We start from the raw sequence: 17,971 nt of genomic DNA on the forward strand, positions 1-17,971 counted from the left end.
AATTTCGTCGCTATAATATGCCCCATGTACATGGATCGCCGTTTACTGCGCCTTGCCGTTCCACTGGCAGGTTTTCTGGCAGGAGGTATTTTCCTTGCGGTACTGGGCGGGGGAACGACTATTTTACAGGCATTGTTTTTCAGCCGGTTTGTGGCAGGGGTATTTCTTCCGCAGTCTTCTCAGGAGCCGGTTGCCCGCTGGTTGATTCTATTGCTTGTGGTTGTCCTTCTGCGGGGAATGTTTTCTTTTTTCAGTGACTGGCTGAATGCCATCGCCTCAGCACGGATTCGTGCTCGTTTACGGGAAAGGCTGTTTGCTCATCTGTTCCGTCTGGGACCGGCGTACACCTCTCAGCGACCTGCAGGTGAGGTGGTGACAACCCTGGTGGAGGGTGTGGATGCCCTGGAGGGGTATTTCAGTCAATATTTGCCGCAGGTAGTTCTCTCTGCCCTGCTTCCTTTGCTGGTTTTAGCCACAGTGTTTCCACTGGATCCGCTTTCGGGAGTGATCCTGGCGCTCACGGGTCCGTTGATTCCGGTGTTCATGATGTTAATCGGCACCACCGGGGAGCGTTTAACCCGGCGTCAGTTTGGGGCGTTGCGGCGTCTGAGTGCTGTGTTGTTAGACCTGCTTCAGGGATTACGTACGCTAAAAGAGTTGGGAAGAAGTCGAGAACAGGCACAACGGGTTGCCCGTCTTGGAGAAGAGTACCGGAGGATTACTTTAGAGGTATTGCGTCTTACCTTTCTCTCTGCCCTGGCGCTGGAGTGGTTGGGTACTATCAGTACCGCGCTGATCGCCGTTCAGGTGGGTTTGCGTTTGTTGTATGGGCATCTGGAATTTTCTCAGGCGTTTTTTGTCCTTGTCATTGCGCCCGATTTTTACCTTCCCTTGCGTACGCTGGGATTGCGTTTCCACGCTGCTATGAACGGGATCTCTGCGGCGCACAAAATTTTTGAGGTGCTGGAACAACCCGTCTGGGAGGAAAAACCTTTACCAGCGATGAGGCAGACAGCCCCGGTGAGGGGAGATATCCGTCTGGAAAAGGTTACCTTTACCTACCCGGGAAGAGAGCAACCGGCATTGAATCAGATCACTTGCAGAATACCGGAAGGAAAAGTCACGGCTCTGGTTGGGCGGAGCGGTTCCGGTAAAAGTACGCTGGCACACCTGATTTTGCGTTTCCTGACCTGCCAGGAGGGCGACATCTGGATGGGGGATCTTCCCTTAAGTTCCATACCTCTGGAGGAATGGCGGAAAGCCTGTGCCTGGGTTCCCCAGCGTCCAACTATCCTGTTTGGCAGTGTTGCCGATAACCTGCGCTTTGCAGATCCAAATGCCGGGGAAGAGCGCCTTCAATGGGCGCTGGAACAGGTGCATCTCTGGGACTGGGTGAAACATTTACCCCAGGGACTGCACACCCCTGTGGGAGAGCGGGGGGCTCAGTTAAGCGGTGGACAGGCTCAGCGTCTGGCACTGGCGCGGGTCATGTTGCGAAACCCATCCTGCCTGGTTTTGGATGAACCTACCTCTCATCTGGATTTGGTGGAAGAAGCCCTGCTTCAGCAGGTATTTCTGCGCCTGTTTGAAGGCAGAACGGTTTTGTTGATTGCTCATCGTTTACCCATTTTGCGCATTGCCGATCAAATCCTGGTTTTGGAGAAGGGCAATCTGGAGGAAACAGGCAATCTGGATGAACTTCTGCAAAGAGGTGGACAACTGGCGCAGTGGGTTCGCCAGTATGGAGGGCTTGCATGAGGACAATTTACCGCCTTCTGGGTTTTCTCAAACCTTTTGCTGCCCGTGTTTTGCTTTCCATTCTTCTTTCCTTTGGGACAGTTGCCAGCGGGGTAGGATTGCTGGGAACCTCAGCCTTCCTGATTGCTTCGGCGGCTTTACATCCCTCCATTGCCGAACTTCAGGTAGCCATCGTCGGGGTGAGGTTTTTCGGCATTGTCAGAGGGCTTTTACGCTATCTCGAGCGACTGGTTTCACACGATATCAACTTAAGACTGCTGGCGGGATTAAGGGTATGGCTGTATGGCATGATCGAACCGCTGGCGCCGGCTGGTCTGGAACTGGATCAGGGCGGAGATTTACTTCAGCGTATGGTGGGCGAACTGGAAACGCTGGAGAATTTCTTTGTGCGGGTGGTTTCTCCAGTTGTCAACGCCGGGCTGATCACGCTGGGAATTTCCCTGTTTTGCGGCAGAATGGTACCGGTTTTGGGGTGGGTGGTTGCCTCTGGAATGTTCCTGACAGGAATGGTGGTGCCCATTGTGCAGATGCGTCTTTCCCATCAAGCCGGAAGGCAGTGGATTGAATCCCGCTCGCAATTAAGCGCCTTTTCCATTCAGGCCATTCAGGGCATGAGTGACTGGATCATGTTTGGACAGGTTGAAAAAGGACAGGAACAGTTTCACCGGATCAATCGGAAACTATCGCAGACGCAGGAGAGGATGGCAAAAGTACAGGCACTGGGTGCTTCTGCGGGACTTTGGGGAAGCGGGTTAACCGTTTGGATGCTTCTTTTCCTGGGTGGACAGGCGGTTCTTCAGCGGCAGATGAGTGGGGTGGACCTGGCTGTCCTTTCATTAATGGTGATGGCTTCATTTGAGGCAGTTACCCCGTTGCATCAGGCGGCGGCTCAGTTTGAGGCTACCCTGCAGGCAGGAAAAAGAATATTTGAATGGGTGGACCGCCCGAATGTGGCGCCTGAGCCAGAAGTTCCCTCTCCATCCCTTTCGGAACAGATCAATGTGCGCTTTGAGGCGGCCTCGCTGACCTACCCCGGACGTTCCGAACCCGCATTGCAGGATTTCTGGCTGGATTTACCTTCTGGCAGGCGGGTGGCACTGGTGGGGGAGAGCGGTGCAGGCAAGAGCACAGTAGGTCAGTTGCTCCTGCGTTTCCGTTTTCCCTCAGGCGGAAGGGTACTGATAAATGGCTGGGATATTCGCGCTCTGCGAGGGGAAGAGGTACGGTCACGGATTGCAGTGGTTTCCCAGCAAACAACCCTGTTCAGCGGAACGTTGAGGGAAAATTTGCTTCTGGCGGCACCTCATGTCTCCGATGAAGATCTATGGAATGTGATGGAACAGGTGGAACTGGGATCGTGGCTTCGTCGTTTACCCAGAGGACTGGATACCTGGATTGGCGCTCAGGGAGAAATGATTTCTGGTGGAGAACGTCAGCGCCTTGCCCTGGCGCGGGCATTGCTGAAGCCATCTTCGCTCTGGCTGTTGGATGAGCCTGTCAGCGGGTTGGATGCTGAAACTGCCCGTACTCTCTTGCGCAGGTTGTGGCAATATGCAGGTTCCCGCTCAATTCTCTATATGACCCACTATCTCGCTGAACTGGAAACTTTTGATGAAATTGTCGTCTTGCAAAATGGACGGATCATCGAACGAGGTACGCACATGGAGTTAATCCGGGCTGGTGGATGGTACGCTCAGGCCTGGCAGTTCCAGCGTTCCCTGCTGGATGAGGGGGAACTGTTACATTGATGCCAGCGTCTTATTCTTAGCAGGAATTGCTGAGGAGGGCGTATGGCAAAAAGAATCGGGCTTTTGATAGCATTGCTGGCGGGGCTTCTGTTTGGATGGACGCTACCGGTTCAAGCCGATGGTATTATCATCCCGCCACCGTGTCCGCCTGAGGGGTGTCCACCTGTTCCCTGTATCCCTGAATTTTGCCCCCCGGTCCCTCCGCGACCGATGTCGCAACTGGTCATTCGCTATCATCATGTCAACGTCACCATTCAGAATCAACTGGCAACCACGCGGGTGGATCAGGTTTTCTACAACCCCAACCGGTGGGCGGTGGAAGGGGTGTATCTCTTTCCTTTGCCGGCAGGCGCAGTGGTAAGTGATTTCAAACTCTGGGTGGATGACCAGCCTGTTGAGGGCAAAATTCTCAATGCGGAAGAAGCCAGAAAACTCTATGAGGACACGGTTCGCTCGCTCAAAGATCCTGGTTTGCTGGAATACGTGGGACGAGGAGCCGTGCAGGCGCGAGTATTTCCAATAGATCCCGGGGAGGAAAGGCGCATTGCGCTGGAATATCAGCAAGTCCTGGTCACAGATCATGAAGTCATACGGTATGCTTACCCCCTCAATACCGAAAAATACTCGGCACTTCCTCTGGAAGATGTGTCCATTGAGGTTCAGATTCGCGATCAACGTCCTGTCCGCACAGTGTATTCCTCTTCTCATGCAGTTCAAATTGAACGAAAGAATGACAACGAGGTCAATGTCCGTTATACAGACAAAAATGTGCTTCCGGATCGAGATTTTGAATTGCTCATCTCACTGGGCGAGGGAGAAGCCCTGCACCTTTTTTCCTATCGTGATCCCGGAGATGTGGACGATGCCGATGGCTTTTTCCTGATGTTGCTTGCACCGCGTATTCAATCCCCTGAAGCAGTGATTCCCAAAGATGTGATATTTGTTCTGGATCGGTCTGGCAGCATGGAGGGGGTAAAATTTCAGCAGGCAAAGCAGGCTCTGGAAGCCATTTTGACCCGTCTTAATTCTCAGGACCGCTTTAACTTAATCAGTTTCAGCAATCAGGTAGAACTGTTAGCACCTGAATTGGCAGGAGTAGATGCCATACCCGCAGCCCGGAGATGGCTCTCAGGTTTGAGCGCTGCGGGTGGAACAAATATCCATAGGGCGTTGCTGGAAGCCGCCGGTATGGTTCAGGCAGGGCGTCCGGCGTATTTGATTTTCCTTACCGACGGCTTGCCAACGGTTGGCATCACCGACCGGGATCAAATTCTGGATGATTTTGCCCGCAAGGCTCCGGAAAATCTCCGTCTCTTTGTCTTTGGGGTGGGATATGACGTGGACACCTTCTTACTGGATCGGCTGGTGTCTGAACACCACGGATTGAGTCTGTATGTGCGCCCGGAAGAGGACTTAAACAAAGCCGTTGCCAGTTTTTATGAGAAGATCAGCACGCCGGTTCTGACCGACCTGAGGTTGACGGTCGAAGGTACAGAAATTTACGATGTGTATCCTCAACCCATACCCGATTTATTCGCTGGCACGCAGGTGGTGATTACCGGGCGTTACCGCCAGCCGGGCAGGGTAACGGTGGTATTGACTGGCAATGTTTCCGGTGAACCCCGTACCTACCGGTTTTCTTCGCTCTCGCTGGTGGAGGACAGCCGTTTTCAAATCACTGAAAGCGAAATCCAGTTACCGCGCCTGTGGGCAACCCGAAAAATCGGCTATCTCCTGGAACAGATTCGCCTGAATGGCGCGGATCCCGAGACAATCGAGCAGATTGTGCGCCTCAGTATTCGATATGGAATCATCACCCCATATACATCTTATCTGGTGACCGAATCCATGCCGCTGGGTGCAGAAGCGCAGTCGAAGATCGCCGGGGAGGCTTACCGTCAGTCTCTCTCCCTGCCCACGGTAGTCAGCGGTGAAGGAGCGTTCAACCGTGCCATGCAGGAAGGCGCCATGCAGCGAGCAGAATCTGTTCCTGCCAGCCCCGCCGGGGTGGGTGTTTCCCAAACCTCTGCCGTTCGTCTGGCAGGTAATCGCACGTTTGTCTGGAAAGATAACGAATGGGTGGACACTTTGTTTGATCCCAATACCATGAAACCGGTTGAAATTCCTTTCCTCTCAGACGCCTATTTCCAGTTAGCGCAGTATGACCCGCAGGTGGCGTCGGCTCTGGCAGTTGGCGATCGGGTACTGGTAGTCATCGGCGGAAAAGCCTATCGCATCATTCCAGAGGCTGAACCGGGCACGCTTGTGCCTGGGGTGGAACTCCCCACAGTGCCTCCTGCAGAGGAAACGGAAACTGTTCCTTCCACTCCTTTACCATCCTCAGAATCCTTGCCCGGAATAGGAGTTTGCCCATCCATTGGATTATTCCCCCTTGGAGTGCTTCTGGCGTTTGCGCTGACCCTGCGAAAACGGAAATAAAAAGCCAGCCCCTGTGGAAACTTGAGGGGCTGGCTGAAAAAGCGTAGTTTTATTCCACAACTTCCTGGCGGCGAAGGAAGGGAATGTTTTTATATTCGTTGATCATCAAAGCCGCAAGAACAATCAAACCACCCACAATCAGATTGGGGAGATTGGCTTTCTCGCCAAATACCACCAGTGAAACCGTGACCGCCAGGGGGATTTTCAAATCATTGAACACAGCCAGCGTACCGGCGTTGACCTTCCGCGCCCCGCGGTTCCACAGGAAGAAGCCGAGTCCCGAAGCCACTGCTCCAAGGTAGAGAAGGGTGAGCCACTGGGCGCTGGTAGGCTGGATGGTGGAGAGGTTGGTGAAGAGCAGGGTGGCTATGCCTGCCAGCGCAAATCCGCCCAGGTAGGGATAGAAGAAAATCTGATGATCGCGCAGTTCGGGGTAAGGTTGCAAGATTTTCCGGTAGTACACCTGCCCAAAAGCAAAGCACAGGTTGGAAATTTGTACAATGATAAATCCCAGCAGAAAGTCGCTTTCCAGTGCGCGCAGTCCCTGGACAATGGCGGTTCCGATTATTGCCAGGACTGCCGCAAGCCAGTGCAGGCGTTGCCAGCGTTTTTCCAAAACATCGTGAATCAGGGTGACGTAAATAGGGGTGAAAATCGTGAATAGAGCGACCTCATAGGCTTTGAGGAATTTGAACGCATTCAGGTAAGCCAGGTACATCGCTCCATATTGCAGTGCGCCCACCAGAATCAGGCGGGGAATGAGGGCTCGGGGGATGCGGGAAGGGCGCGCGAACGGCAAAAATACCAGAAACGAAATCAACAACCGGGCAAATGCCACAAAGTTCGAATCGACCCCTGCCAGGCTGACCTTGATTAACCCAAAGGAAAATGCCCAGATCAGGGATACCAGCACAAGTTCAAGCATGCTTCACTCCTCTCAGGATTTTGAAATATAACCCATGCGGTACAGCAATTCGGCGTTATAGATTGAGCCTCCTGCCGCACCGCGAATGGTATTGTGAGATAGCACCACCATGCGCACATCGAAGAGTGGATCCGCTCTTACCCGTCCAACAACAGTGGTCATACCCTTGCCGGTCAGGCGGTCCAGACGAGGCTGGGGACGGTTTTCTTCTTCTCTGACGAGGATGGGCGGTTGGGGCGCCGAGGGCAGATCGCGGGAAATCTCTGGCACCTGAGCCTCTCGTAAGGCTTCTTGCACTTCTTCTGCCTGGGCGCGTGTTTCCAGTTCAATGGTCAGGCAGACAGTGTGCCCATCACTGACGTTGACCCGGTTGGTGTGCGCGGAAATGCCAAAGTTAGCCAACTGGATTTCTCCTGCAACCAGTTTACCCAACATTTTGCGAGGTTCCCACTCTACTTTATCCTCTTCTCCACTGATGAATGGGATTATATTGTCTATGACATCCATCGCAGGCACACCCGGATACCCGGCTCCCGAAAGGGCTTGCATGGAGACGGCAAATACCCGCTTCAACCCAAAGCGATCCTGAAGCGCTTTGAGGACTACCGTCATACCTGTACTGGTGCAGTTAGGATTGGTGACAATCCACCCCGTCCAGTGGCGGCGGGACTGCTGAACGGGAATCAATCCGGCATGGTCAGGGTTGACTTCCGGGAGCAGGATGGGGACATCCGGTTCTTTTCGGTAGGCGGAAGCATTGGAACATACAGCCATGCCTGCCTGAGCAAAGGCTGGTTCCACCTCGCGGGCAATCTCGGTGGGCAAAGCCGAAAACACCAGTGGAGCCTGCACCGCTTCCGGAGAAGAAGGCAGAACCGGAAGGTTCCTGACTCCTTCAGGCATATCTCCCGGCAACAGCCATCGGCAAACTTCTCCGTAAGGTTTTCCCATTCCGCGATCCGAACCGGTCACGGCAACCACCTCAAACCAGGGATGTCCATCCAGTAACTGAACAAACCGTTGCCCAACACTGCCTGTAGCGGCAAGAACAGCGACGGGAATGCGTTTCATTGTAAAACCCTCCGTGTTATTGAGAGATGACCCGCTCATGCAGCGTTTGAACTGCGGCGCGGATGTCCTCGGCTTTAAGCACAAAACTGATTGAAACTTCTGAAGATCCCTGAGCAATGGCAATGACGTTGATTTGTCGTTCACCCAGTGCCCCGAATACCTTACCGGCAATTCCAGGGGTACTGCGCATTCCTTCCCCAACCACGGTGACGATTACCACCTCTCCCGTAGCCCATACCCGGTCTATATCCTTTCCGGCAATCTCGCGGTAAAACTCATTCTCAATGGCGGCAATGACCTTTTCGGCAGAGGAGGCGGGCACGGCAAAGCAAATGGCTTGTTCCGAAGAGGCTTGAGAGATCAGGGAGACACTTGTGCCGGTCGAGGCAATTGCAGAAAAGGTGCGCGCTGCCACGCCGGGAACGTCCAGCATCCCACGTCCTTCCACGGTAATCAATTTCAATCCACGGATGGCGGTCACCGACTTGACCACGTTTCCGTTGGGGGTAGCCTTTTCGGCTACCAGCCGGGTTCCGGGATGTTCCGGGTTGAAAGTGTTCAGCACCCGCAACCCGATACCGGCTTCAATGACCGGTCGGATCGTCTTGGGGTGCAGGACTTTGGCTCCGGCGTATGCCAGTTCCGATACCTCGCGATAGGTCAGTTCTTCAATGGTGCGGGCTTCAGGCACAATCCGCGGGTCAGCGGTCATAACGCCATCCACATCTGTCCAGATCCAAACTTCATCAGCGGGTAACACTGCTCCAAGGATTGCGGCGGTGTAATCTGAACCGCCGCGTCCCAGCGTGGTGGTGACACCCTGCGGGGTTGCTCCAATGAAACCGGTGATAATCGGGACAGTTCCCTGATCAAGAATCGGATTCAACGATGCCCGGGCTGCGATTTGAGTGGCGGCAAAATCAGGGTGCGCTGCCTGAAAGTGATCATCCGTGATAATCAGTCGGTTGGCTTCCAGGTATTGTGCCGGCGTCCCGGCGCTATCTACCACTGCCGCCAGCAGGCGTACTGCCATGCGTTCTCCCAGAGAGGCAACGGCATCGAGTGCGCGGGGAGTGGCTTCACCCAGAACCGAGATTGCCTGACAGAGATTGGCAAAATCCAAAATCAACAGGGTAATCTCGGCTTTCACTTCTTCCTGGCGGGAGCGATCAGGAATGAGGGATTTAATGATGGCTTCGTGCCGGGCTCTCAAAGTCTGGACTGCCTGGTTGTACGTGGTGGTATCTCCATGAGCCGCAGCCGTAGCGCTGGACAGAAGAATGTCTGTCACACCGGAAAGGGCTGAGGTCACAACAACCAGTCGGGGAGTGAGAGTGCGCTGGCGGTGAATGATTTCAGCCGTTTGCGCCATCGCGTCGGGGGTACCAACCGAGGTTCCGCCAAACTTCATTACAAGTGTACGGGGAGATAAAACGTTCATAAAGCAGACCCTCAATGGGAAAATTGGGCATATTATAACGGATAGTTGTCAAGTAGAATGATTGACTTTGCCTGATAACCAACTTATAATCCAAACGCCATGCAACCACTGATTACAACCGAAAAGGTCACTTTTCGTTACGCTACCGAGGGGGGGAAGACGGAGAACGTCCTTCAAGATGTCTCGCTGGCTTTTTATCCGGGTGAATTTGTTGCCATTTTAGGCGCAAACGGCTCTGGCAAGACCACACTGGCGCGACATTTGAACGCCTTGCTGCTTCCGATTTCAGGGAAAGTATTGGTACGGGGACTGGACACGCGGGATCGTTTTAATTTAAAACGCATCCGTCAAACCGTTGGCATGGTTTTTCAGCACCCTGAAGATCAGATTGTTGCCACAACTGTTGAAGAAGATATTGCCTTTGGTCCGGAAAACCTCGGGCTTTCCACCACAGAAATTCGCCGTCGGGTGGATGAAGCCATTGTAGCGGTCGGGCTGGAAGCGCACCGTAAACGCTCACCTCATTTGCTTTCTGCCGGGCAAATGCAGCGTCTGGCGCTGGCTGGTGTGCTGGCAATGCGACCCGATGTGGTCATCTTTGATGAAGCCACCACCATGCTGGATCCGGCGGGTCGGCGCATGGCAATGGAACTGATGCAGAGCCTGCGTGCCGATGGAGTTTCTGTCCTGTTTGTCACCCATGATATGGAAGAAGCCGCGCTGGCAGATCGAGTCATCGTCCTCAATCGCGGCAAGGTGGTTTTTGAAGGGACACCGGGAGAGATGTTCCGTCATCCCCGGTTGGATGATTGGGGTCTGACGTTACCGCCTGCCATGGCGCTGGCTCGAGAATTGCGTATCTTTTTTCCAGAGTTACCCGATGTGCTCACAACTGCAGAATTGCTCCAGCATTTACCGGAGAACAGGCAGGGGGTTCACTTTCCTGTTGAAGACGAAACTGTCCTAACCCGTCCGCGAGATATTCAAATTGCGGTGGAACATCTGGCGCATACCTATTTGAAAGGGACGCCGCTGGCTCATCTGGCGTTAGTGGATGTGAATGTGCAGGTGGCTAAGGGGTCGACCCATGCGTTTATTGGCGTGACCGGTTCGGGAAAATCCACGGTCTTACAGCACTTAAATGGGATCTTAAGACCTCAGCAAGGCAAGGTTCGCGTAGCCGAATTCGACTTGACCAACCCTGAAATCGAGACTCGCGCGGTGACCCGTGTGGCGGGTCTGGTGATGCAAAACCCTGAGATGCAATTCTTTGAACAATTCGTGGGAGATGAAATTGCTTTCGGTCCCAGACAGATGGGCGTACGTGAAAACCTGGCAGAAAGAGTGCGCTGGGCAATGGAAGTCGTGGGGTTGGATTTTGAGGCTTTCAAAGATCGTCTGGTGTTTACCCTCAGCGGGGGAGAAAAGCGCAAAGTGGCGCTGGCATCGGTGCTGGCGAATCGTCCTGAAATTCTTCTGCTGGATGAGCCTACCGCAGGACTGGACCCGGTTTCCCACCAGCAAATTCTGGAGAAATTACAGCGCCTTTCCCGGGAAGATGGCATGACCCTGGTGGTTTCTTCCCATCGTATGGAGGATGTTGCCGCTCTGTCACAGGAAATTACCGCATTTCGGAAAGGCAGGGATGTCTTGCATGGTACAGCCTCCGAAGTGTTTACCCGGCACGAACACCTGGTCGAGATTGGTCTGGATGCCCCGGTTGCTGCACAGGTAGCCAGTCGTCTCCGAGAACTGGGGTGGAATCTGCCTCATGGGGTGGTTGCTCCGGAACAACTCATAAATGCCCTCAAACGGCTTCAAGGGGGGGGATATGAGCCGGTTTGAATTTTTACGCAGTGTCCCCATCGGACAGTATTTACCGGTGGACTCCCCCCTGCATCGTCTGGACCCACGCGCCCGTCTGTTGGGATATGCCTGGCTGGTGCTGGCGCTCACCTTCAGTTTTCAGTTCCGCGGGCTATTGTTGGGAATTGGCGCGGGTTTGCTTGGGTTATGGTTAGGGCGCATTCCTTTTCGTTTTGCCCTGCGGGCAATGGCATCGCCTTTACCGTTGATTTTTATCCTGGCAATATTGCAGGTATTTCTCAACACCAGCCCACTGGATTCACCGGTTCTGGTTCCTCTGGGGCGTTTTTCTATTACTGAGGCAGATTTACTGGCGGGTTTTCTTCTTTTGTTGCGGTTTACCGGTTTGATCCTGATTCTGTCTTTATTTTCATTCACTCTTTCCACCAGCGAAATGTCTCATGGGCTGAATGCGTTACTGAAACCCTTTGACCAGTTGGGAATCCCGGCGCAGGATCTGGGGATGATGGTCCAGGTGACCCTGCGCTTTTTACCTCTGCTGGCGCAAACGGCTGAACGCATCGCCAAGGCGCAGGTCTCGCGGGGGGCGGATTGGGAAGGCAAACGGGGAGGACTGCTTCAGCGGGTACGTCAGGTGCTTCCGCTCATTGTGCCGCTTTTTTTAGCCAGTTTGCATCGCGCGGAGAACATGGCACTGGCGATGGACGCGCGCGCCTATGGATGTTCACGGGAGCGAGGTGCTTTTTACGCCTACCGCTTCACCGGCAAAGATCTTCTTGCGCTCGGTTTGATGGTCGTTGTTGGGGTGTTGATTTTGCGTTTTTAATCCCGTGAAAAAATAACATCCCGCAGGGGATTGCCTGCAGGATGTTATGGTAAAGGTTGGAAGGATATTACAGGTTGGCTCCCTGTTTCCGTCCAATACGGATGCGCAACCAGGCTCCGACTACCACCAGTACAATCAACGCTGAGCCGACGGCTTCGGGCAAACCGTTGGCAACTACGATGGGAAGCAACTGGGTGGGGGAGAAGTTCGCCACCATGGCAATCATGGTTAAGACCAGAATGGTATTGGTCAGGCTTCCCAGTGCTCCTGCCACAATCAAACCTGCTGCAGGAATGTTTTTCAAAGATTTCCACACCAGCCATGCTACTGGACCGATGAACAGGCGGGGCAGAACGGAGATGAGGGGATTGGTAAAGAGGGCATCTGCCGGTCCACCCGGTGCCACCGCGGCTTGAATCATGCTGGATACCCCAAAAATCAAGCCAATCACCAGTCCAACCACTGGACCTTCCAGAATTGCTCCGATAATCACCGGAACATGCATGATGGTCAGGGATGCGCCGGAAAACCAGGTAATGAATCCCAGGCGGGTAACTCCCAGGAAAATCGCAATAGCACTCATGATTCCGGCAATGACAATTTTTCGGGTTCTTTCTTCGGGCATTTTTTTCTCCAGAAAAAGTTTTGGACACCTATTTTAACCCCAATCCGGACGAAATGGATTTGCCTTAATTTTTTGTTATCCTTCAAAATCGTACCTGTATCCTGGGACAAGTTACGTATAATAGAAACCATGAGCAAACCAAAAACCATAGCCATTGATGGTCCCGCCGCATCGGGAAAATCTACCATTGCCGAAAAACTGGCAAAGGAATTGGGGTATTTATTCTTTGATACCGGGGTCATGTATCGTGCGGTCACGCTTGCAGCGCTTCGGCGTTTGGGAAACGTGCAGGATGAGCAGGCGGTCACCCGTCTTGCGGAGAGTGTATGGATTGATGTTCGTCCTCCGAGCCAGTCTGATGGCAGAAAAGCCGATGTGCTTCTTGATGGAGAGGATGTAACCTGGGCGATTCGTTCCCCTGAAGTGGATGCCAATGTATCGGTTGTCTCGGCTTATCCGGGGGTGCGCGCCGCCATGACGCAACAACAGCGGCGCATCGGTGAACGTGGAGAGGTGGTCATGGTGGGCAGAGATATTGGCACAGTAGTTCTTCCGGATGCCGAGTTGAAAATTTATCTGGATGCCAGTGTGGAAGAACGCGCCCGCCGTCGCTATCTGGAAAACAAGAATCGGGGTATGGACGCCGATTACGAGCAAATTCTGGAAAATCTCAAAAAACGTGATGAGATTGACTCAACTCGAGAAGTTGCTCCTCTACGGATAGCCGAGGATGCCCATGTGGTTTTGACGGATGGACTGAGTATTGAAGAAGTCATGCAACAGGTGCGGAAGTTAGCGCACATAGAATAAGCATCCCATGGAAAAGCCTTCTGTTCAGGACTTACAGAGTCGGTTTCTCAACTATTTGAAATCTCGGGATGTTCTGGAGAACCTGCTGAATACGTTTCAGGGTGTGGTGGTGGTTCTCGATCCAGACTTTCACATCATATTTTTCAACCGTGCTGCTGAGGAGGTTACTGGCTACACTCAGGCGAAAGTTCAGGGGATGAATTTAGCCGAATTGTTCCTTCCTTTTGAAGAGAAACAGGCGGTTAAGAATATTTTTGAAAACTTAAGAAATCATCGTGCCCCCAATCGCTATCGCAACCCCTGGTTGACTCGATGGGGAGAATATCGTTATTTTGAATGGTCTAACACCGTTATTCAGGATGAGTCGGGCAATGTGGCTTTCATCATTGGGATGGGCATGGATGTCACTGACAAAGAGGAGATTTTACGAGCCAATCAGACCATGCGGGCACGGTTTGAGCGGGTTTTCCGGGCAAATCCCATGGGGCTAGCCCTGGTGTCTGGTGAGTCCTTGACCATCAGTGATTGCAACGAGCGTTTTGCGTCCATGCTGGAGATTCCCCGTTCCCAACTGATTGGTAAGGACCTGGTTTCCCTGGGAATTCTGGAAACTCCTTATCGTTTCCAGGAAATTGTTTACCGCCATGCCCGCTTTGGCAATTCGATGACCGAAGAGCGCCCCATTAAAACCGCTTCGGGGAGCACTTTCCATGGGCGAATTTCTCTGGAGCCTATGGACTTAATGGAAGAGCCAACTCTGGTGCTTACCCTGCAGGATATCACCACTTACGTACAGATCGAATCACGGTTGAAACAGGTAAGCGCTGACCTGGAACGAAAGATCAAAGAATCCTCACAGGCATATGAGACGGTGCGCCGGGAATTACAGACAGAAGTAGGACGGCGCAGGGCGCTGGAATTATCCTCCCGCCGCTTGCTGGATATCATCTGGGAAGCAGGCGAAGCCATTGCCATCATGGATTCAAAAGGATGGGTGGTTTACCTGAACAAGAGCGCCCGCGCTTTGTTAGGTATGGATGAATACACCCCCATTGCCCAACACCAGAGTATGCTGTACGAGAAGTATAAGAATTTTCCAGTGGTCGTAGAACAGGTGATACCCGCGCTCCTTCAGGAAGGGATGTGGCGGGGAGAAATGGAGTGGAATTCTGGTTCTTCTGAGGTTCTGTACCTTTCCGTAACTATTCTTGCGCACCGGGATGAACAAGGTAAGGTGCAAAATTTTTCCCTGATTGCCCATGACATTACAGAGGAAAAGCGTGTTACCGAAGCCATCAAACGGGAATTCCAGCGTGAAAAGGAAGACGCAACCTTGCGTTCATATCTTTTCTCGGCAACGTCTCATCAATTTCGTACCCCGCTCAGTACCATTCTTTCCTCTACCGAATTACTGGAGACGTATGGTCAGAAATGGGGCTGGGAGAAGTCGCTTCAGCATCTTCAGCGTATCAAGACTGCTGCTCAGCAGATGAATACCCTGCTGGGAGATATTCTCAAAGTTCTGCGGCTGGAAGCCGAACAGGATCCTCTGCACATTCAACCGGTAGACGTGCGCAAACTCCTTCGAGAATGTGCCGAGGTGGTAAAAAATGCCCTGGATCCCAACCGGAAAATTTTCCTGGAATGTGAGGCAGATCATCCCGTTCTTTCCACAGATCCAGACCTGCTCTGGCAGGTGCTGGAGAATCTCCTCACCAACGCAATCAAGTATTCTCCATCGGATACATGGATTTATGCGTATATCCGTTCAGCAGATTCGGGTATCCAGATTGAAATCCGCGATGAAGGCATGGGGGTACCTCAGGATGAACTTCCTTTGCTTTTTGAACCGTTTTATCGTGCCAGTAACACCAGTGGAATATCCGGAAGCGGTCTGGGGTTGATGATAGTGCGGAAAGCACTGGAACGCCTCCGGGGAACGATAGATTTTTCCAGTGAACTACATCACGGTTCGGTGGTTACCGTGACGTTGACAGATTTGAGCCATTTCCAGGAAGCGAAGGGAGAACCGGGAAATTGACACGGATTCTGGTTGTGGAAGATGAGGAACTGGTTCGCGCCAACATCGTAGACCTGCTGGAAGCCGAGGGTTACGAAACACAGGAAGCCAGCGATGGGGAGCAAGCCCTTCATTTGCTCTGGCAGAATCCGCCAGATCTGATTTTGTGCGATGTGCGTATGCCAAAACTGGATGGGTTTGCCTTGCTTTCCCGTCTCAGTCAGGAGCCGCGTCTGCGGGTGATTCCATTTATCTTTCTCACGGCTCGTGTGGAGCGGGAGGATCAGCGTCTTGGGATGAACCTTGGAGCGGATGATTACATCACCAAGCCTTTTAGCCGCAAGGACTTACTCACTGCAGTGCAGCGCCGACTGGAAAAACGCCGTCATATCAGCGAAACGGCTGTTCATCATCACGCTCATACCGTTGAACAAATTCTTAATGATTTACCGGATGACCTGATGACTCCCCTTCAGCGTTTACTGGCGTTTTCCCAGTCTATGATGAATATGACGGAGTTGCCCGCCCGGATTGGAGAGATACGAGACCTGGGACGCCAGTTGCATAAAACCACCCGTCAGTTGCTCAACCTGGTCCGCCAGTACGTTCTTTTGAACCGTTTGCTTCAACTGGGAAAAGATCTGGAGCAGGTTCAAGCCCTCCGGATGCTGGTTACTCTCACTGCCCATGAGGTGATTCAGGATGTCGCCCTTTCATTTGCAGAGCAGGGAGGGCGAAAGAATGATCTTGAGATAGAACTGGAACCGGTCTCTCTGGCAATGGGTGAAGAATGGCTGGTGAATCTGCTGGAATGCGGACTGGATTGGGCGCTTTCTCACTCCCTGTATGGAGAAAGAATTATCCTGACCGGAAAGGTACTTTCTGCCAGCAGTTATGAATTACGCCTGTCCTATTCGCCCATCCATCCACTGGTTGAGGAAATTTATCCTTCCCCGATTCCAGAGAAAAAGCCCTTAACCTTTCGCTTGATGGAAGGAATTCTTGAATTGCATGATGGCAGTTTGGGTTTTACCTCTAATGCTGCCAGATCTGAATTTCGTTTTTCCCTCAAAAGCCAGAATGGCGAAAGGAGACTTTTGCATGTGTGACACCTTTGTGGTCTTGCCTGAACGTACTGGCGGCTGGGGCACCCTTCTGGGAAAAAACTCTGACCGCGAACCCAATGAAGCCCATCAGGTGGTGTACATCCCGGCACAGGATTTTCCGGAAGGAGCAACCGTGCACTGCACCTATCGGGAAATTCCGCAGGTCCGGCATACGTTTGCCGTGCTCCTGATGAAGCCCTTCTGGATCTGGGGAGCGGAGATGGGGGTGAATGAACATGGGGTGGCGATTGGCAATGAAGCCGTATTTACCCGCATTCCTTACCAGAAAGATGCCCGATTAACAGGAATGGATTTGCTTCGTCTGGCTTTGGAGCGTTCTGCGTCGGCGGAAGAAGCCTTAAATGTGATTGTGGAATTGCTGGAACAGTATGGACAGGGTGGAAATTGTGGATTGACGCACGGCTTTTACTATCACAACAGTTACCTGATTGCTGATCCCCGATCGGCATGGGTGCTGGAAACGGCGGGAGAGCACTGGGTAGCGGAGAAGGTTCAAGGAATTCGCACCATTTCTAATGCATTGACGATTGGGGAAACGTGGGACCGGATTTCTCCTCAGGCTATTTCTTTTGCCCGCCAGCAGGGATGGTTGCCACAAGGAAAAGCATTCTCCTTTTCCGGGGTATATTCGGACTTTTTATACACTACCTTTGGCGCGGGACGTTTCCGTCAGTCCTGTACAACACGGTTATTGCTGGAGTCTCAACAACCGGTGGACGTGCATCGGGCTTTTCAAGTGTTGAGGGCGCATGGTACTGGAGAAAATGAAGAAAACTGGCGTCCAGATGTGGCTGTTCACGGTGCAGATGTATGCATGCATGCGGGGTGGGGTCCCATTCGTGTCAGTCAGACAACGGGCTCGGCAGTATTTGAATTGCGCGAAGATGGGGTGCGGGTGTGGGTAACGGCTACTGCCGCACCCTGTACTTCCATCTACAAACCGCTCTGGATGGACACATCTATCCCCTGGCAATCTGAGCCGGAACCGACGGCGGTTTATAACCCTGCCTGTCTCTGGTGGCGGCATGAGCGTTTGCATCGCCAGACTCTGGAGAACTATCCTCAGCGTATTCAGTTGTATCGTGCAGAACGGGATGCTTTAGAGGCACGTTTCTTGCAAGGAATACCGGCAATGCAGGCATCGGTTGCCGAGCGAAGCCGCTATGCTCAGACCTGCTTTGAGATGGCTGAACAGGCTGAAGCCCACTGGCTGGAATTGATCCGTGGGGCAGGCAGGGAGAATCGGCGTTTTTATACACGCTGGGCATGGAAGAAATTCAATCAACAGGCAAAAATGCCCGCCTGAACAGGGCTGGACAACAGATAAATGCTATAATCGAGCCAGAACCTGAGT

At 52.8% G+C, this 17,971-nt stretch carries 13 protein-coding genes; 9 read left to right on the forward strand and 4 right to left on the reverse strand.

What is annotated here, in order from left to right; all coding sequences use genetic code 11:
* The first annotated feature begins 24 nt into the window (after positions 1-24).
* Genes cydD through LHF31_RS12515 form a run of 3 tightly spaced genes read left to right on the forward strand, consistent with a single transcriptional unit; the run spans position 25 to position 5,945 of the window.
* A complete protein-coding gene (cydD, locus tag LHF31_RS12505; protein WP_298005627.1) occupies positions 25-1,758 on the forward strand; it encodes a thiol reductant ABC exporter subunit CydD in 1,734 nt (577 codons plus the stop codon).
* Positions 1,755-3,506 carry a thiol reductant ABC exporter subunit CydC gene (gene cydC, locus LHF31_RS12510; protein ID WP_298005624.1) on the forward strand — a complete coding sequence of 584 codons (1,752 nt, stop codon included), beginning with the start codon at positions 1,755-1,757 and terminating at the stop codon, positions 3,504-3,506. Before cydD ends, cydC begins: the two co-directional genes overlap by 4 nt.
* Positions 3,507-3,548: 42 nt before the next feature.
* Positions 3,549-5,945: a VIT domain-containing protein gene (locus tag LHF31_RS12515; protein ID WP_298005621.1), complete on the forward strand. Its 2,397-nt coding sequence runs from the start codon at positions 3,549-3,551 to the stop codon at positions 5,943-5,945.
* Between the two features lie 49 nt (positions 5,946-5,994).
* Here LHF31_RS12515 and LHF31_RS12520 read toward each other — a convergent pair whose 3' ends face one another.
* From LHF31_RS12520 to LHF31_RS12530, 3 genes are read right to left on the reverse strand one after another with little or no spacing between them, the layout of a single operon-like run.
* On the reverse strand, positions 5,995-6,870 hold the full coding sequence (locus LHF31_RS12520; protein WP_298005618.1) for an EamA family transporter: 876 nt from the start codon (positions 6,868-6,870) through the stop codon (positions 5,995-5,997).
* A 12-nt stretch (positions 6,871-6,882) separates the two neighbouring features.
* Positions 6,883-7,941 carry an aspartate-semialdehyde dehydrogenase gene (asd, locus tag LHF31_RS12525; RefSeq protein WP_298005615.1) on the reverse strand — a complete coding sequence of 353 codons (1,059 nt, stop codon included), beginning with the start codon at positions 7,939-7,941 and terminating at the stop codon, positions 6,883-6,885.
* Positions 7,942-7,957: 16 nt separating this feature from the next.
* The gene (locus LHF31_RS12530; RefSeq protein ID WP_303774272.1) at positions 7,958-9,382 is read right to left on the reverse strand and encodes an aspartate kinase; all 1,425 of its coding nucleotides are present in this window, start codon (positions 9,380-9,382) and stop codon (positions 7,958-7,960) included.
* 99 nt (positions 9,383-9,481) lie between these two features.
* Between LHF31_RS12530 and LHF31_RS12535 the strand changes: the two genes are divergently transcribed.
* A complete protein-coding gene (locus tag LHF31_RS12535; protein ID WP_303774273.1) occupies positions 9,482-11,227 on the forward strand; it encodes an energy-coupling factor transporter ATPase in 1,746 nt (581 codons plus the stop codon).
* The gene (locus tag LHF31_RS12540) at positions 11,214-12,035 is read left to right on the forward strand and encodes an energy-coupling factor transporter transmembrane protein EcfT (RefSeq protein WP_298002962.1); all 822 of its coding nucleotides are present in this window, start codon (positions 11,214-11,216) and stop codon (positions 12,033-12,035) included. The genes LHF31_RS12535 and LHF31_RS12540 overlap by 14 nt, the downstream gene beginning before the upstream one ends.
* 67 nt (positions 12,036-12,102) lie before the next feature.
* Here the strand turns inward: LHF31_RS12540 and LHF31_RS12545 are convergent, their stop codons facing one another.
* The gene (locus tag LHF31_RS12545) at positions 12,103-12,660 is read right to left on the reverse strand and encodes an ECF transporter S component (RefSeq protein WP_298002959.1); all 558 of its coding nucleotides are present in this window, start codon (positions 12,658-12,660) and stop codon (positions 12,103-12,105) included.
* A gap of 129 nt (positions 12,661-12,789) precedes the next feature.
* Here LHF31_RS12545 and cmk point away from each other — a divergent pair, with 129 nt between their 5' ends.
* The 4 genes from cmk to LHF31_RS12565 are packed head-to-tail and all read left to right on the forward strand — an operon-like array spanning position 12,790 to position 17,923.
* Positions 12,790-13,470, forward strand: a complete 681-nt coding sequence (gene cmk / locus LHF31_RS12550; protein ID WP_298002956.1) for a (d)CMP kinase — start codon at positions 12,790-12,792, stop codon at positions 13,468-13,470.
* 7 nt (positions 13,471-13,477) lie between these two features.
* Positions 13,478-15,511, forward strand: coding sequence for a PAS domain S-box protein (locus tag LHF31_RS12555; protein ID WP_303774274.1), 2,034 nt, complete (start codon positions 13,478-13,480; stop codon positions 15,509-15,511).
* Positions 15,508-16,599 carry a response regulator gene (locus tag LHF31_RS12560; protein ID WP_298002950.1) on the forward strand — a complete coding sequence of 364 codons (1,092 nt, stop codon included), beginning with the start codon at positions 15,508-15,510 and terminating at the stop codon, positions 16,597-16,599. The genes LHF31_RS12555 and LHF31_RS12560 overlap by 4 nt, the downstream gene beginning before the upstream one ends.
* Entirely contained in the window at positions 16,592-17,923 is a 1,332-nt protein-coding gene (locus LHF31_RS12565) for a C69 family dipeptidase (protein WP_298002947.1), read from the forward strand. The genes LHF31_RS12560 and LHF31_RS12565 overlap by 8 nt, the downstream gene beginning before the upstream one ends.
* Positions 17,924-17,971 lie beyond the last annotated feature (48 nt).

The sequence above is a fragment of the Anaerolinea thermophila genome (assembly GCF_020723905.1).
In the GTDB taxonomy this organism is placed as follows: domain Bacteria; phylum Chloroflexota; class Anaerolineae; order Anaerolineales; family Anaerolineaceae; genus Anaerolinea; species Anaerolinea thermophila_A.

Coding starts and splice junctions, on each gene's coding strand:
- LHF31_RS12515 (WP_298005621.1), top strand. CDS start 3,549: ATGGCAAAAAGAATCGGGCTTTTGATAGCATTGCTGGCGGGGCTTCTG.
- LHF31_RS12535 (WP_303774273.1), top strand. CDS start 9,482: ATGCAACCACTGATTACAACCGAAAAGGTCACTTTTCGTTACGCTACC.
- cydC (WP_298005624.1), top strand. CDS start 1,755: ATGAGGACAATTTACCGCCTTCTGGGTTTTCTCAAACCTTTTGCTGCC.
- cmk (WP_298002956.1), top strand. CDS start 12,790: ATGAGCAAACCAAAAACCATAGCCATTGATGGTCCCGCCGCATCGGGA.
- asd (WP_298005615.1), bottom strand. CDS start 7,941: ATGAAACGCATTCCCGTCGCTGTTCTTGCCGCTACAGGCAGTGTTGGG.
- LHF31_RS12540 (WP_298002962.1), top strand. CDS start 11,214: ATGAGCCGGTTTGAATTTTTACGCAGTGTCCCCATCGGACAGTATTTA.
- LHF31_RS12545 (WP_298002959.1), bottom strand. CDS start 12,660: ATGCCCGAAGAAAGAACCCGAAAAATTGTCATTGCCGGAATCATGAGT.
- LHF31_RS12520 (WP_298005618.1), bottom strand. CDS start 6,870: ATGCTTGAACTTGTGCTGGTATCCCTGATCTGGGCATTTTCCTTTGGG.
- LHF31_RS12530 (WP_303774272.1), bottom strand. CDS start 9,382: ATGAACGTTTTATCTCCCCGTACACTTGTAATGAAGTTTGGCGGAACC.
- cydD (WP_298005627.1), top strand. CDS start 25: ATGTACATGGATCGCCGTTTACTGCGCCTTGCCGTTCCACTGGCAGGT.
- LHF31_RS12555 (WP_303774274.1), top strand. CDS start 13,478: ATGGAAAAGCCTTCTGTTCAGGACTTACAGAGTCGGTTTCTCAACTAT.
- LHF31_RS12565 (WP_298002947.1), top strand. CDS start 16,592: ATGTGTGACACCTTTGTGGTCTTGCCTGAACGTACTGGCGGCTGGGGC.